The organism is Streptococcus oralis subsp. tigurinus (genome assembly GCF_002093575.1).
Classification (GTDB): Bacteria; Bacillota; Bacilli; order Lactobacillales; family Streptococcaceae; genus Streptococcus; species Streptococcus oralis_CH.
This window is the reverse complement of the sequence record NZ_LNVH01000005.1, coordinates 113,502-128,685: the sequence shown is the minus strand read 5'-3', so window position 1 is coordinate 128,685 and position 15,184 is coordinate 113,502. Positions and strand designations below refer to the sequence as shown.

Genomic DNA, 15,184 nt, shown 5'->3' with positions numbered 1-15,184 from the left:
TAAAAATTAGGTATAAAAAATGACATACGAAGTAAAATCTCTTAATGAAGAATGTGGTGTTTTCGGTATTTGGGGACATCCAGATGCTGCAAAATTGACCTATTTTGGTCTCCATAGTCTTCAGCACCGTGGTCAGGAGGGGGCAGGAATCCTCTCCAATGATCAGGGGCAATTGAAGCGCCATCGTGATATGGGGCTTTTATCAGAAGTCTTCAAAAATCCAGCTAATTTGGATAAATTGACTGGTACGAGCGCGATTGGGCATGTTCGTTATGCGACGGCTGGCGAAGCTTCTGTAGATAATATCCAGCCCTTCCTTTTTCGCTTTCATGATATGCAGTTTGGACTTGCTCACAATGGAAATCTGACCAATGCCGAATCGCTCAAGAAAGAATTGGAACAAAGTGGCGCTATTTTCAGTTCAACTTCGGACTCGGAAATCTTGGCTCACCTCATTCGTCGGAGTCACAATCCGAACTTGATGGGTAAAATCAAGGAAGCACTTAGTCTCGTCAAAGGTGGCTTTGCTTATATCCTGCTATTTGAGGACAAGTTGGTTGCGGCCCTTGACCCTAATGGCTTCCGCCCTCTTTCTATTGGGAAAATGGCAAACGGAGCGGTGGTGGTTTCGTCAGAAACCTGTGCTTTTGAAGTCATTGGTGCCGAGTGGATTCGCGATGTAAAACCAGGAGAGATTGTAATCGTAGATGACAATGGGATTCAGTACGATAGCTATACGAATGATACCCAGTTGGCTATTTGCTCTATGGAGTATATCTATTTTGCCCGTCCTGACTCTAATATCCATGGTGTCAACGTCCATACAGCTCGCAAACGTATGGGGGCTCAATTGGCGCGTGAGTTCAAGCACGAAGCGGATATTGTGGTCGGTGTGCCAAATTCCTCACTCAGCGCAGCTATGGGATTTGCAGAAGAATCTGGTCTGCCAAATGAAATGGGTCTTATCAAGAATCAATACACGCAACGTACCTTTATTCAACCGACTCAAGAATTGCGGGAGCAAGGGGTGCGGATGAAACTGTCTGCTGTTTCAGGTGTTGTCAAAGGCAAACGTGTGGTTATGGTGGATGATTCCATTGTCCGCGGGACAACCTCCCGCCGTATCGTTCAGCTCTTGAAAGAAGCAGGTGCGTCCGAGGTTCACGTTGCTATTGGAAGTCCTGCGCTAGCTTATCCATGTTTCTACGGGATTGATATCCAGACGCGTCAGGAGCTGATTGCTGCCAATCATACGGTCGAAGAGACTCGCCAAATCATTGGTGCGGATAGCCTGACCTATCTTTCGATTGATGGCTTGATTAATTCTATCGGCATCGAAACAGATGCGCCAAACGGTGGTCTCTGTGTCGCTTACTTTGACGGCGACTACCCAACTCCTCTCTACGACTATGAGGAAGACTATCAAAGAAGTTTGGAAGAAAAGATCAGTTTTTACAAATAAGCGGAAGAAGGCTCTCCATTAAAGGAAAGGAAGAGGAGGCAAAGATGACAAATAAAAATGCTTATGCCCCACGTCTCACTACTGACTAAAAGCTAAAGCATTTGTTAGTAGACGCTTTCTCCTATGGGATCAAAGCTGGAGACCTGACTAGTATTTTTAGATAAAATAATTGTTTATCTAAAAATACGTCACAGTCTTTCTCAAAAAAAGAAAAGGAATGAATAAAATGACGAATAAAAATGCTTATGCGCAGTCTGGCGTGGACGTTGAAGCAGGTTATGAAGTTGTTGAACGGATCAAAAAACACGTTGCCCGTACAGAGCGTGCAGGTGTCATGGGAGCTCTCGGTGGCTTTGGTGGCATGTTTGACCTTTCAAAGACTGGGGTCAAAGAGCCCGTCTTGATTTCAGGAACTGACGGTGTCGGAACCAAACTCATGCTGGCTATCAAGTACGACAAGCACGATACCATCGGTCAGGACTGTGTGGCCATGTGTGTTAATGACATCATAGCTGCAGGTGCGGAGCCTCTTTACTTCCTTGACTACGTAGCGACTGGCAAGAATGAACCAGCTAAACTAGAACAAGTGGTTGCTGGTGTGGCAGAAGGTTGTGTGCAGGCAGGCGCCGCCCTCATTGGCGGGGAAACGGCTGAAATGCCTGGTATGTATGGCGAAGATGACTACGATCTGGCTGGTTTTGCAGTCGGCGTAGCTGAAAAATCTCAAATCATAGACGGTTCAAAAGTAGCAGAAGGTGATGTCCTTCTCGGACTTGCTTCGAGCGGGATTCACTCAAATGGTTACTCACTCGTGCGTCGTGTTTTTGCCGACTACACAGGTGAGGAAGTTTTGCCAGAATTGGAAGGCAAGCAACTCAAGGAAGTCCTTCTTGAGCCGACTCGTATCTATGTCAAAGCTGTCTTACCACTCATCAAGGAAGAGTTGGTCAACGGTATTGCCCACATCACAGGTGGTGGCTTTATCGAGAATGTTCCTCGTATGTTTGCGGCTGACCTAGCTGCGGAGATTGAAGAAGACAAGGTTCCAGTGCTTCCGATTTTCAAGGCTCTTGAAAAATACGGTGAAATCAAGCATGAAGAAATGTTTGAAATCTTCAATATGGGTGTTGGTCTTATGCTGGCAGTTAGCCCTGAAAATGTAGATCGTGTCAAAGAATTGCTGGATGAACCAGTTTATGAAATTGGCTGTATTGTGAAGAAAGATGGCGCAAGTGTGGTGATTAAATAATGACTAAAAGGATTGCTGTTTTTGCCTCTGGTAACGGCTCAAACTTTCAGGTGATTGCGGAACAATTTCCAGTAGAATTTGTCTTTTCAGATCATCGGGATGCCTATGTACTTGAGCGTGCCAAAAAGCTTGGGGTTTTAACCTATGCCTTTGAACTTAAAGAGTTTGAGAACAAGGCAGACTATGAAGGAGCCATCGTCGAACTCTTGGATGAACATCAGATTGATTTGGTTTGTTTGGCCGGTTATATGAAAATCGTCGGTCCAACCTTGCTGGCAGCTTATGAAGGCCGTATCATCAATATTCATCCGGCTTTTCTCCCTGAATTTCCAGGCGCTCATGGTATTGAGGATGCTTGGAATGCGGGCGTAGACCAGTCTGGTGTGACCATTCATTGGGTGGACTCTGGTGTTGATACCGGTAAGGTCATCAAACAGGTTCGTGTACCACGCCTTGAAGGGGATACCCTGGATACTTTCGAAACTCGCATCCACGAAACAGAGTACAAGCTCTATCCAGAAGTATTGGATAGTTTGGGAGTGGAGAGGAAATAAAAGATAGAAGAGGAATAAAAATGACAAATAAAGATAGTTTTAATGGTGGCACTAATATTGGTGTAGGAAATACTGCTGGTGGAGATATATTTGCTGCTGGTAGAGATATTTATATTCAAAAAAAAGATGAAAAACCAGTTGCTGAGTATGAAGCAAAGGTAATTTGGAAGACTCCTTTAACTAAGTCTGTTCTAAGTTTCAGTGGAATACTCAGTTCAGTAGCTAGTGCTTTTACAATTTTCAAGGGCATTGAACCATTAATAAATTGGTTTAGAAATTCAAATACGGGACAATTTAAGGGAATTAATGAAAATTTTTTGTTCATCTTTTTAGGAATTTTCTTGTTGACGATTATTATTTTTTATTTACGATCTATTACAAGTAAAGAGACCAGACAACCTTTGATGTTTAATTATGCACTTAGTGGAATTGGAAATAGGTTGAGTGTAGAGAAAGTTGAAGTTGCCGCCTGTCCGATCTGTAATGGAAAGATGAAATATTACAATAAACCTATAGCATGGGATAGAGAAATAGCCCCAAATGGGAAGGAGAAGCTTATTGTGACCGAGAGGGTTCCAGCGTTGGAGTGTAAAAGAAATAGTAAACACTGGTTTGAAGTTGATCCAGCAGAAGATAAAATATAACATAAGGAGAACAAATGACTAAACGCGCCTTAATCAGCGTCTCAGACAAAGCGGGCATTGTTGAATTTGCCCAAGAACTTAAAAAACTCGGTTGGGACATTATCTCAACAGGTGGGACCAAGGTTGTCCTTGACAATGCTGGGGTGGAGACCATTGCAATTGATGATGTGACGGGCTTCCCAGAAATGATGGATGGCCGTGTCAAGACTCTTCACCCAAATATCCATGGTGGGCTCCTCGCTCGTCGTGATCTTGCTAGCCATCTAGAGGCTGCTAAGGACAATAAGATCGAACTCATTGACCTTGTGGTGGTCAATCTTTATCCTTTCAAGGAAACGATTCTCAAACCAGATGTGACCTATGCTGATGCGGTGGAGAATATCGATATCGGTGGGCCGTCTATGCTTCGTTCAGCAGCTAAAAACCATGCCAGCGTGACGGTTGTGGTAGACCCTGCTGACTACACAGTGGTTTTGGACGAGTTGTCAGCCAATGGTGAAACGACTTACGAAACGCGTCAACGTTTGGCTGCCAAGGTTTTCCGTCACACAGCAGCTTATGATGCCTTGATTGCAGAATACTTCACTGCTCAAGTCGGAGAAAGCAAACCAGAAAAACTCACTTTGACTTATGACCTCAAACAAGCCATGCGTTATGGGGAAAATCCTCAACAGGATGCGGACTTCTACCAAAAAGCTTTGCCGACAGACTACTCGATTGCTTCAGCGAAACAGCTCAATGGTAAGGAATTGTCCTTTAACAATATCCGTGATGCCGATGCGGCCATTCGTATTATTCGTGATTTCAAAGATCGTCCGACTGTTGTGGCTCTCAAACACATGAATCCATGTGGTATCGGTCAAGCTGATGACATCGAAACTGCTTGGGATTATGCTTATGAGTCTGACCCAGTGTCTATCTTTGGTGGAATTGTCGTCCTTAACCGTGAGGTGGATGCTGCGACAGCTGAGAAGATGCACGGTGTTTTCCTTGAAATCATCATTGCACCAAGATATTCTGACGAAGCGCTAGCCATTTTAACCAATAAAAAGAAAAACTTGCGTATCCTTGCCTTGCCATTTGATGCTCAAGATGCCAGTGAAGCAGAAGCAGAATACACTGGTGTTGTAGGTGGACTTCTCGTTCAAAACCAAGATGTTGTCAAAGAAAGTCCAGCTGACTGGCAAGTGGTGACCAAACGCCAACCAACTGAGACAGAAGCGACTGCTCTTGAATTCGCTTGGAAGGCTATTAAGTACGTCAAATCAAACGGTATTATCGTGACCAATGATCACATGACACTTGGTGTTGGCCCAGGTCAAACCAACCGTGTAGCTTCCGTACGTATTGCAATTGACCAAGCCAAAGCCCGCCTTGACGGCGCTGTGCTTGCTTCCGATGCCTTCTTCCCATTTGCAGATAACGTGGAAGAAATCGCTAAAGCAGGTATCAAAGCCATCATCCAACCAGGTGGATCTGTCCGTGACCAAGAATCCATCGAAGCAGCTGACAAACACGGCCTGACTATGATTTTTACTGGTGTAAGACATTTTAGACATTGATGGGTATTTAAAAATTAGCTCATTATCAACTGTGATAAATGATTTATCACTAACAACGAGAGAAGACGTAAGTTGTCTTCTCTTTTTGTATGTCTAAAACAATAAGCATTTTAGTGTTAGAAATTATTAAAATGATTTGTCAGAGCTGTTCATGACTAATCTCGAAAAACTCAGTTTCTCACTTAACTATTTTTCATACGTTTTATGGTGTTTAAGGTTGTTGTGACTAGCTCGTTAACAGGCATTGTGTGGTAATCTGTTTTTAACCATTCATCAAAAATATTGTAGAGACCTCCAACGATGAATCTACTATCATAGGTGATTTGCTTTTGATTACTGTTTGTGATATGCCAAGGTGCCATGACAGTGGTATAAGCAGCAGGAAGCTTATCATAAGACCTTTGCAAGATAAGCACTAGCAGGTTTGCGCCTTGCAAAATTTTTAATGGCTCAGTGTACTGGCTCCAATACTGAAAGAAAAGGTTCACTAAATCTTCAAAATTAGTCAGTTTTGCTGTTTGAAGTTCGATAATATAGTCTTGAATTAAGCGGTCTAAATAGTTCGTAAGAACTTCCTCTTTTGAATGGTAATAACGATAAAACGTTCGTCTAGCAATTTGAGCATGTTCGCTGAGTTCAGCAATGCTGATATTTTGGAGAGACTTCTTAGTTGCTAATAAATCGAACAAGGCTTCTTCCAGCCATTGCCGCATTTGATATTCCATGATATTTTTCCTTTCCTGTCACATCCTGTCACACTTTTGGTCAAACTGTGCCAATTTCTCTTAACCTCTTGTTTTTGTAACAGTTTATCTTTATACTAAAAGTGTTGCGCGTGATATATGATTATCATTTATTCTTAACATTGTACAATTGTTAGTTGTTATTAAGGAGGTAAAGATATGAGCATTCTTTTTAATGTTTGGATGCTACCTATTTTATTTATTTTACACGATTTTGAAGAAATGATTTTTATGCCCTTGTGGAAAACACGGCATCATCAAAAATTAGAAACTTTTAAGAAACCGTTCTTTGGTTCCGTTACGCAAGGCTCCGCTTTTGCAGTAGGTGTGTTGGAGGAATTTATCATCCTGGTGTTTATTTCTGGATTCTGCCAAATAACTCACAACACTTTACTCTATTTATCTTTTGTAATAGCTTATACATCTCATTTCATAATCCATTATATCATGTGCATGCAATTTAGGGGTTATGTTCCTGGAGTTGTCACAGTAACCCTAGAATTGCCAATAGTTCTAATGATTATTTCCCACTATTGGTCTTCTGACGTTCCTTTGTTATCAGTCTTTGTCTATCTTTTATTAGCCATGATAATAGCTTTTACGAATCTTAAAATAATGCATCTCATCATGCCAAAAATCCAAACACATCTAGAAAAATATGCGAAATGAAAAACGATTAAATGAGAGCTACTTTTTAACCTTTCTGATATAACTGGTTAATGAGTGGCCAAGAATCCATCGAATCGGCGGACAAATATGGCTTGACCATGGTCTTTACAGGTGTGAGACATTTTAGACATTAAAAAGCAAAAGGGAAGAAAACAGTTTCTTTCCTTTTTTGGCTTAAAATGCTAAGTGAAACAAGATTAAAACGAACGTTTGTGGTATAATGTTAGTAAATAATTCGCAAAAGAGGTTGAGAGATGAAACTGTTGGTTGTCGGTTCGGGTGGTCGTGAACATGCGATTGCTAAGAAGTTATTGGAGTCTAAAGATGTTGAGCAAGTTTTTGTGGCACCTGGGAATGACGGGATGACCTTAGATGGACTTGATTTGGTAAATATCTCTATTTCCGAACATTCTAAGTTGATTGACTTCGCAAAAGCAAATGACATTGCTTGGACCTTTATCGGTCCAGATGATGCACTTGCTGCTGGTATCGTGGATGATTTTAACCAAGCTGGTATCAAAGCCTTTGGTCCGACAAGATTGGCAGCGGAGTTGGAGTGGTCCAAGGATTTTGCCAAGGAAATCATGGTCAAATATGACGTTCCGACAGCAGCCTATGGCACATTTTCAGATTTCGAGGAGGCCAAGGCTTATATCGAGGAGAAAGGCGCTCCTATCGTTGTCAAGGCAGATGGTTTGGCACTTGGGAAAGGTGTTGTCGTAGCTGAAACGGTTGAGCAAGCGGTCGAAGCCGCTCACGAGATGCTTTTGGACAATAAGTTTGGTGACTCGGGGGCGCGAGTGGTCATCGAGGAATTCCTTGACGGAGAAGAGTTCTCTCTCTTTGCCTTTGTCAATGGGGACAAGTTCTACATCATGCCGACGGCTCAGGATCACAAACGTGCTTACGACGGCGACAAGGGCCCTAACACTGGTGGGATGGGTGCCTATGCGCCAGTTCCTCACTTGCCACAGAGCGTGGTTGACACAGCGGTTGACACTATTGTCAAGCCAGTTCTTGAAGGGATGATCAAAGAAGGTCGCCCGTATCTTGGTGTCCTTTACGCGGGGCTTATTTTGACAGTTGATGGACCTAAGGTTATCGAGTTCAATGCTCGTTTTGGAGATCCCGAAACTCAGATTATCTTGCCTCGTTTGACATCTGATTTTGCGCAAAATATTACGGATATCCTCGATGGCAAGGAACCGAACATCACGTGGACGGACAAGGGTGTGACTCTGGGTGTGGTTGTCGCATCCAAGGGCTACCCGATAGACTATGAAAAAGGTGTCAAGTTGCCAGCCAAAACCGATGGCTACATCATCACCTACTATGCAGGAGCTAAGTTCGCGGAAAATAGCAGAGCACTGCTATCCAACGGCGGACGAGTTTATATGCTTGTCACCACTGCCGATACCGTCAAAGAAGCCCAAAACACCATCTACCAAGAATTATCCCAACAAAACACAGAAGGCCTCTTCTACCGAACAGATATCGGAAGCAAGGCAATTAAGTAAAGATATAAGAATAACGCGACGAAGTCGCCAAATACGATAATGGTCGTTTGATTTGCGAGCATTAGCGAGCTGATATAGAGCAATCACCGCCGTTGTGAAAGAACGATTGGATTATAAGCCAATCGTTCAGGGAAATCGAAAGACCTTGGGCTTCCGATTTAGGCATGAGACACCTTTGGTGGCTGCTACCGTCCCTCACAACCTAAGGTGATTGTTGAAAGAAAGAAAAAGGAGAAGAAATGAAGCCAGTAATTTCCATCATCATGGGCTCAAAATCCGACTGGGCAACCATGCAAAAAACTGCCGAAGTCCTAGACCGTTTCGGTGTAGCCTACGAAAAGAAGGTTGTCTCTGCCCACCGTACACCAGACCTCATGTTCAGACATGCCGAAGAAGCTCGTAGCCGTGGCATCAAGGTCATTATCGCAGGTGCTGGTGGCGCAGCCCATTTGCCAGGGATGGTCGCAGCGAAAACAACCCTTCCTGTCATCGGGGTACCTGTCAAGTCGCGCGCTCTTAGTGGCGTGGACTCGCTCTACTCTATCGTTCAGATGCCAGGTGGTGTGCCTGTTGCGACTATGGCTATCGGTGAAGCAGGTGCGACAAATGCGGCCCTCTTTGCCCTCCGTCTCCTGTCAGTAGAGGATCAGGCTATCGCGACAGCTTTGGCAGATTTCGCAGAAGAGCAAGGAAAAATCGCAGAGGAGTCTACCAATGAGCTCATCTAAAACAATCGGAATTATCGGTGGCGGTCAGCTTGGTCAGATGATGGCCATTTCTGCTATCTACATGGGGCACAAGGTCATCGCGCTGGATCCTGTGGCGGATTGTCCAGCCTCTCGTGTGGCGGAAATCATCGTGGCTCCCTATAACGATGTGAACGCTCTCCGTCAGCTGGCTGAGCGATGTGATGTCCTCACTTATGAATTTGAAAATGTCGATGCTGACGGTCTGGATGCTGTCATTAAGGATGGACAACTCCCTCAAGGAACAGATCTGCTCCGCATTTCTCAAAATCGTATTTTTGAAAAGGACTTCCTCTCAAACAAGGCTCAAGTTACCGTAGCGCCTTATAAGGTTGTAACTTCTAGCCAAGATTTGGCGGATATCGACCTGTCGAAAAACTATGTTCTTAAGACTGCGACTGGTGGCTACGATGGGCATGGACAAAAAGTCATTCGCTCAGAAGCAGACTTGGAAGAAGCCCGTGCACTAGCCGACTCAGCAGACTGCGTTTTGGAAGAATTCGTCAACTTTGACCTTGAAATTTCTGTCATTGTATCAGGGAATGGCAAGGATGTGACGGTTTTCCCCGTTCAGGAAAATATCCATCGCAATAACATCCTGTCCAAGACCATTGTGCCAGCTCGCGTTTCAGAAAGTCTAGCAGCCAAAGCAAAAGCAATGGCAGTGCGAATCGCTGAACAACTGAACTTGTCTGGAACCCTCTGTGTGGAAATGTTTGCGACAGCGGATGACATCATTGTCAACGAAATTGCGCCACGTCCACACAACTCAGGACACTACTCTATCGAAGCCTGCGACTTTTCACAGTTTGATACCCATATCTTGGGTGTTCTCGGAGCACCATTGCCAGTCATTAAACTGCATGCGCCTGCTGTTATGCTTAATGTTCTCGGCCAACACGTCGAGGTCGCTGAAAAATATGTCACAGAAAATCCAAGCGCCCACCTCCATATGTATGGTAAAATAGAAGCAAGGCACAACCGCAAAATGGGACACGTGACTTTGTTTAGTAATGCGCCGGATAGCGTGGTTGAGTTTGGAGAAGGGATTGATTTTTAGGTGAGAATAGCAATTTTAGGTCTTGGGGTTATCGGGACCATTTATGCCTATGCTTTTCAAAAAGCAGGTCATCAGGTAGAGCACGTGCTGAGAGAAAGTAAGAAAAGTACAGCACCAAACGTCTTGACAGTTGATTTGCTAGATGGCCGTTATGTTTCCAAAGGTGAAAATAAACAGGATACCTATGCGGTTCATGTGGCGGAGGCTCATGCGGAATATGATTTTATTTTTATCAGTGTGCGTCAGGGTTTTGTAAAAGAAGCCGTGGAAACCCTGCGAGAAAATCAGATTAAAGGAACTCTTGTTTTCTTCTGTAATTTCTGGAATACGCGAGAGGAAGTAGAGGAATGGGCAGGGGAGTATGACTATATTCTCGCATTTCCTACAGCTGGTGGTCATATGAATAAGGATCATTTAGATGGCGTCTTGTTCGACCATTTAATGTTAGAAGGGGAGAAAAAAGCACACATCCCCAATTATGCTGACTTGACGGATTTGCTGACTTCAGCAGATTTGAAGTGGGAGGTTCCTCATGATATGGTCGAGTGGATTTGGATTCACATGGCGATTAATGCGGGTGTCACCTCGACAGCTGCACGCTCGGGAAATCTAGAAAATACAGAAAAATTGGCTTTGAACTTGATGAACAGTTCTTCGGAATTATCATTAGCCATCAAGGCCATTCGAGAGGCTTTGAAAGTCGTAGAAGCGCGTGGTGTGAATTTGAAACTTTACAAAGCAGAACTCTTGCCTTATAAAATTCCCGCTTGGATTGCAGGGAAGGCCATGAAAGCTATGTTTGCGAAAAATGAGCTAACCCGAAAAATCATGACCTTGCATAATGATAAACAGGACATCTTTTATTGTTGTCAAAGTGTCTATCTGACAGGTCTGGAGTTGGGTGTTGAGATGCCTATTCTGGAAGCCAATATGAAGGGGGCTTCTGTCTAGAGTATTCTGGTTGTGCAATGGTTTTATTGAACAAGATAAGACTGTGGAGCAGTCGTCTAGGTCTTGTATACTAGTGGCAATCACGAAAAGGTGAAAGACAAGTATGAAGAGCTAGTAGCTCAGCACCCAGAAAACTATTTAGCTATCTATGATTTGCCACTGGATACTAATCTCTATATTTTATCATGTTGCTTATTGTGTCTATTGGAAGAGAGGAGCTTAATTAGCTATGAAAACTATCGGTCTGATTGGCGGTATGAGTTGGGAAAGTACCACATCTTACTACCAAATTATTAACGAAACCATCAAAAAAGAGCTGGGAGGTCTACATTCAGCTAAAATTTTGCTCTACAGTGTAGATTTTGTGGAGATCGAGCATTATCAGGCTGTTGGAGACTGGGAGAAGAGTGCTCAACTTTTGACAGATGTTGCTCAGCGCTTGGAACAAGCAGGTGCGGATTTCATCGTTATTTGCACAAATACTATGCATAAAGTTGCCCCACAGATACAAGAAAAAATTACAATTCCAGTCTTGCATATTGCACAGGCAACCGCGCAGGCCTTGTTGGCTGATGGTATTCAAAAAGTCGGTCTGCTAGGAACTAAGTACACCATGACTCAAGATTTTTACAAAGAGAAATTGATAGAGTCTGGATTAGAAGTGCTGATTCCAGACCAAGCTGGAATTACAGAGGTCAATCGAATCATTTATGACGAGCTCTGTCTAGGTGATATCAAAGAAAGTTCAAAGCAGACTTATCTTGCCGTTATAGATGATTTGAAAAAAGCAGGCGCTGAAGCTGTTATCTTGGGTTGCACCGAGATTGGTCTCCTGGTCAAGCAATCCGACACTGACCTGTCCCTCTATGATACAACGGTAATCCACGCAGAGAAAGCGGCGGAGTGGGCAGTAAATAAATGATTATAGAAGACAAGCGAAATCGTAAGGTAGGGCGTGTGACAGTGTTGAGTTTTGGGAAAGAATTGATTTTTAGGAGTTGAAGTAATAAAAGTGGAGAAAGTTATGGATTTATTATTGATAGATAATTCAAATATTTTTATTGAAGTAAAAAATATTGTAGGCCAAGACGGAAGATTTGATTATGATAAATTTGTAAGGAATTATACAAACTTTAAAAATCAGAAAAAGATTTTAGTTGGATCTACGCCTCCGAAGAGTGATGAGTTTTGGTCAACTATGAGGAGTAAAGGTTTTGATGTATATACTTATGATCGTAAACTAAATGGAGAAAAAGCAGTTGATTCAAAAATAATTGCCAAAGGTGTGTCATTTATTGTTCAACAAAACCATTCTGCAACAGTGAATCTTTTAAGTGGAGATTTTGACATGTTTCCTCTTATTGAAGAAGCTTTGGAGAAGAATTGGAGAGTTAATTTATGGTCTTGGAAAGATAGTTTAAGTAATGAGTACTTGGATATTAAGGAAATCGCAATTAAATATCTTGATGATGTAGCAGAGGATTTAATTTATTTTAATCGTGATATTGATGGATATTATGAAAAAGAATATTTAAAAGAAAGAGAGATTCGTCTTGCAAGGGAAAAACAGGAGCGAGAGTTTAACCAGACTAAGCAGGACGCTAAAAATCAAATCTCTGGTCTATGTTACGTAGATAAAAATATCTATTTGGAGCGAATTGACACATTAGTTGATTTTGAAAGAATTTCAGAAATTAAGAAGATTGTTTCTGTTGCTCAATCGGAAGATTTAAAGCTGAAAAACGAAGCAATCGAAAAAGAAGCTGAACAGAGACTGCAGAAAGAAGAGCAGAAAAAACTTGATAAAGAAGCTAAAAAACAAAAAATTAAAGAATTTATAAAAGAAAATCAGGGCAGGATTGTAACTGGAGTTGTCACTTTTGCTGGATTTATTGCCTATACTATTAATAAAATAAAAAAATAATATGTCTTTATATATAACTATATCAGGAGATACAAAGCATATAGAATGAAAAGGTTACTATGATATAACTCATTGTTAATGCATTTGTTGAAAAAGATAAGACTGGGGCAGTCGTCGAAGTATTGTATGCTAGTAGCAATCACGAAAAGGTGAAGCTAAGTATGAAGAGCTAGTTGCACAATATCCTAAAAACTATTTAGCTATCTATGATCTACCGTTAGATACGTATTTGACCACACTAGATCACTACCCATCTGTATGAATTGGAAAAGAAGAATTTGAGGAGAAAACAGATTATGAGGCTTAAGCAAATGAAAATTAAAAATTTTCGCGGTTATAAAGATGAAACAATTGTTGATTTTGATAATTTGACAGCTTTTATAGGTAAGAATGATGCAGGGAAATCAACAATTTTAGAAGCATTAGAAATCTTTTTTAATAACAAATTAGTTGTTTGTGAGAGAGATGATTTATCTGTTGGATCGGATTCAGATTCTATTTTTATAACATGTATTTTTGATGAATTACCAGATGAGATAGTAGTTGATGCTTCTTCTAAAACAAGCTTGGAAGATGAAAATCTTTTGAATTCGAATGGTGATTTGGAAATTAAAAAAACTTTCAAATGTTCATCTGCAAAACCAAAACCGGAGACGAAAATTATTTGTAATCATCCTATAGATGATAACTACAATGATCTGTTATTGTTAAAACAAGCTGATCTAAAAAAGCGTGCGGTTGATTTAGGTATTGATGAGGATAAATACGATAAAAGAAGTAATGTCTCTATTCGACAGGCGATTTTATCTTCTAAAAGTGATTTAATAATTAAAGAGGTTGAATTAGAAGTTACAAAAGAGGATGCAAAAAAAGTATATGGAGTAATTGAGACTTTTTTACCAATTTATGCTTTGTTTCAATCAGATCGAAGTAGCTCAGATTCAGATAAAGAAATTGCGGATCCTATGTCTGTTGCGGTATCTCAAGCATTACAAGAGTTGCAAACTGAGATTAATAAAATAAAAAGTGAAGTTCAACGGAAAGCAATTGAAACTGCAGGACGTACATTAGCTAAGTTGCAAGAGATGGATGAGGATTTGGCTGCTTCTCTAATTCCAGAGTTTAAATCAGAGCCTAAGTTTGATTCGCTTTTTAAATTATCAATAAAATCGGATGATGATATATCTATCAATAAAAGAGGAAGTGGAGTTCGTCGTTTAATTCTCCTAAATTTCTTTCGGGCAGAGGCAGAAAGAAAATTATCAGAAGCAGAGAGGAATAAGAGCATAATTTATGCTTTTGAAGAACCAGAGACTTCTCAACACCCATCGCATCAAAAATTACTCATAGAAGCTTTTCTAGAGTTAGCATCCAAGGAAAATACTCAAATAATTTTAACAACCCATACTCCAGCTCTAGGTGGACTATTACCCACTGCTAGTCTTCGATTAGTAGAAAAATCGGATAAGTCACAAGTTAGTAGTGGAGGTGATGAGGTTTTACAAAAAATCACAGAAACTTTAGGTGTTTTACCGGATCCAATTTCAAAAGAAACAAAGGCATTAATTTTAATAGAAGGTAAAACAGATATAATTTTCTTTAATCATTTATGCAAGGTTTTAAAAGAAAGTGGAGAAATAGACAGGACTTTTCAGGAGGCAAATATCGCACTAGTACCTACTGGTGGTTGTGATAATTTAAAATCTTGGATTACAATGAGAACTGTAGATCAGTTTGGTCTTCCTTTTGGAATATTTTTAGATTCAGATAGAATTTCTCCCGCCAATCGAACAAAAAATACTTCTACCGTTGAAAAGAATAGAAAACATGGAAGAACTGCATTTTGTACTCGAAAACGTGAGGCTGAAAATTATCTTCATCCAGATATCTTTGATGGGCACGTAAATATAACTGATTATAACGATGTGAAAGAGGAGGTTAAGAATTTTAATCAAACTAATGAAAATAAGGTTTTACAAAATAACTGGCTAAAGATGACAGTAGACCAAATTCATGAACAAGAAAAATATATAGATGAAGACGGTATAGAACATTTTGAATTAACAGAAATTGTCAAAGAGTTTTTATCTTTAGTTGAGTAAT

General features: G+C 41.1%; 15 protein-coding genes and 3 pseudogenes. 17 read left to right on the top strand and 1 reads right to left on the bottom strand.

Translation table 11 applies throughout. The features are described 5' to 3' along the window. The first annotated feature begins 19 nt into the window (after nucleotides 1–19). The 5 genes from purF to purH all read left to right on the top strand — a co-directional run bounded on the left by purF (nucleotide 20) and on the right by purH (nucleotide 5,471). Nucleotides 20–1,462 (top strand): amidophosphoribosyltransferase, encoded by a 1,443-nt coding sequence (purF, locus tag ATE37_RS07820; protein WP_084868619.1) that lies wholly within the window; start codon nucleotides 20–22, stop codon nucleotides 1,460–1,462. Nucleotides 1,463–1,688: 226 nt separating this feature from the next. Beyond that, entirely contained in the window at nucleotides 1,689–2,711 is a 1,023-nt protein-coding gene (gene purM, locus ATE37_RS07815; RefSeq protein WP_084868640.1) for a phosphoribosylformylglycinamidine cyclo-ligase, read from the top strand. Continuing rightward, nucleotides 2,711–3,265: a phosphoribosylglycinamide formyltransferase gene (purN, locus tag ATE37_RS07810; protein WP_084868618.1), complete on the top strand. Its 555-nt coding sequence runs from the start codon at nucleotides 2,711–2,713 to the stop codon at nucleotides 3,263–3,265. Before purM ends, purN begins: the two co-directional genes overlap by 1 nt. A gap of 20 nt (nucleotides 3,266–3,285) precedes the next feature. Beyond that, nucleotides 3,286–3,909, top strand: coding sequence for a hypothetical protein (locus ATE37_RS07805; protein WP_239823577.1), 624 nt, complete (start codon nucleotides 3,286–3,288; stop codon nucleotides 3,907–3,909). A 14-nt stretch (nucleotides 3,910–3,923) separates the two neighbouring features. Next, on the top strand, nucleotides 3,924–5,471 hold the full coding sequence (gene purH / locus ATE37_RS07800) for a bifunctional phosphoribosylaminoimidazolecarboxamide formyltransferase/IMP cyclohydrolase (RefSeq protein ID WP_084868617.1): 1,548 nt from the start codon (nucleotides 3,924–3,926) through the stop codon (nucleotides 5,469–5,471). A gap of 182 nt (nucleotides 5,472–5,653) precedes the next feature. Here the strand turns inward: purH and ATE37_RS07795 are convergent, their stop codons facing one another. Then, a complete protein-coding gene (locus ATE37_RS07795; protein WP_084868616.1) occupies nucleotides 5,654–6,196 on the bottom strand; it encodes a TetR/AcrR family transcriptional regulator in 543 nt (180 codons plus the stop codon). A 177-nt stretch (nucleotides 6,197–6,373) separates the two neighbouring features. Here ATE37_RS07795 and ATE37_RS07790 point away from each other — a divergent pair, with 177 nt between their 5' ends. The 12 genes and pseudogenes from ATE37_RS07790 (at nucleotide 6,374) to ATE37_RS07740 (ending at nucleotide 15,183) form a co-directional block, all read left to right on the top strand. Further along, on the top strand, nucleotides 6,374–6,883 hold the full coding sequence (locus ATE37_RS07790) for an HXXEE domain-containing protein (RefSeq protein WP_084868615.1): 510 nt from the start codon (nucleotides 6,374–6,376) through the stop codon (nucleotides 6,881–6,883). 59 nt (nucleotides 6,884–6,942) lie between these two features. After that, nucleotides 6,943–7,017, top strand: a pseudogene (locus ATE37_RS11040) (IMP cyclohydrolase); the annotation flags it as partial. A 120-nt stretch (nucleotides 7,018–7,137) separates the two neighbouring features. After that, on the top strand, nucleotides 7,138–8,400 hold the full coding sequence (purD, locus tag ATE37_RS07785; protein ID WP_084868614.1) for a phosphoribosylamine--glycine ligase: 1,263 nt from the start codon (nucleotides 7,138–7,140) through the stop codon (nucleotides 8,398–8,400). A 94-nt stretch (nucleotides 8,401–8,494) separates the two neighbouring features. Next, nucleotides 8,495–8,611 (top strand): phosphoribosylaminoimidazole carboxylase, encoded by a 117-nt coding sequence (locus tag ATE37_RS10995; protein ID WP_084868613.1) that lies wholly within the window; start codon nucleotides 8,495–8,497, stop codon nucleotides 8,609–8,611. Nucleotides 8,612–8,639: 28 nt separating this feature from the next. Continuing rightward, nucleotides 8,640–9,128: a 5-(carboxyamino)imidazole ribonucleotide mutase gene (gene purE, locus ATE37_RS07775; protein WP_000805606.1), complete on the top strand. Its 489-nt coding sequence runs from the start codon at nucleotides 8,640–8,642 to the stop codon at nucleotides 9,126–9,128. After that, nucleotides 9,115–10,206, top strand: a complete 1,092-nt coding sequence (gene purK, locus ATE37_RS07770) for a 5-(carboxyamino)imidazole ribonucleotide synthase (RefSeq protein WP_084868612.1) — start codon at nucleotides 9,115–9,117, stop codon at nucleotides 10,204–10,206. The genes purE and purK overlap by 14 nt, the downstream gene beginning before the upstream one ends. Next, nucleotides 10,207–11,157 (top strand): ketopantoate reductase family protein, encoded by a 951-nt coding sequence (locus ATE37_RS07765; protein WP_084868611.1) that lies wholly within the window; start codon nucleotides 10,207–10,209, stop codon nucleotides 11,155–11,157. A 10-nt stretch (nucleotides 11,158–11,167) separates the two neighbouring features. Then, nucleotides 11,168–11,454, top strand: a pseudogene (locus tag ATE37_RS10990) (hypothetical protein). Continuing rightward, on the top strand, nucleotides 11,387–12,079 hold the full coding sequence (locus ATE37_RS07755; protein ID WP_084868610.1) for an aspartate/glutamate racemase family protein: 693 nt from the start codon (nucleotides 11,387–11,389) through the stop codon (nucleotides 12,077–12,079). The pseudogene ATE37_RS10990 and the gene ATE37_RS07755 overlap by 68 nt, the downstream one beginning before the upstream one ends. Before the next feature lie 102 nt (nucleotides 12,080–12,181). Further along, nucleotides 12,182–13,081, top strand: coding sequence for an NYN domain-containing protein (locus ATE37_RS07750; protein ID WP_084868609.1), 900 nt, complete (start codon nucleotides 12,182–12,184; stop codon nucleotides 13,079–13,081). Between the two features lie 71 nt (nucleotides 13,082–13,152). Then, nucleotides 13,153–13,343: pseudogene (locus ATE37_RS07745) on the top strand (phosphoribosylaminoimidazole carboxylase). Between the two features lie 34 nt (nucleotides 13,344–13,377). Next, nucleotides 13,378–15,183: an AAA family ATPase gene (locus ATE37_RS07740; protein WP_084868608.1), complete on the top strand. Its 1,806-nt coding sequence runs from the start codon at nucleotides 13,378–13,380 to the stop codon at nucleotides 15,181–15,183. Nucleotide 15,184 lies beyond the last annotated feature (1 nt).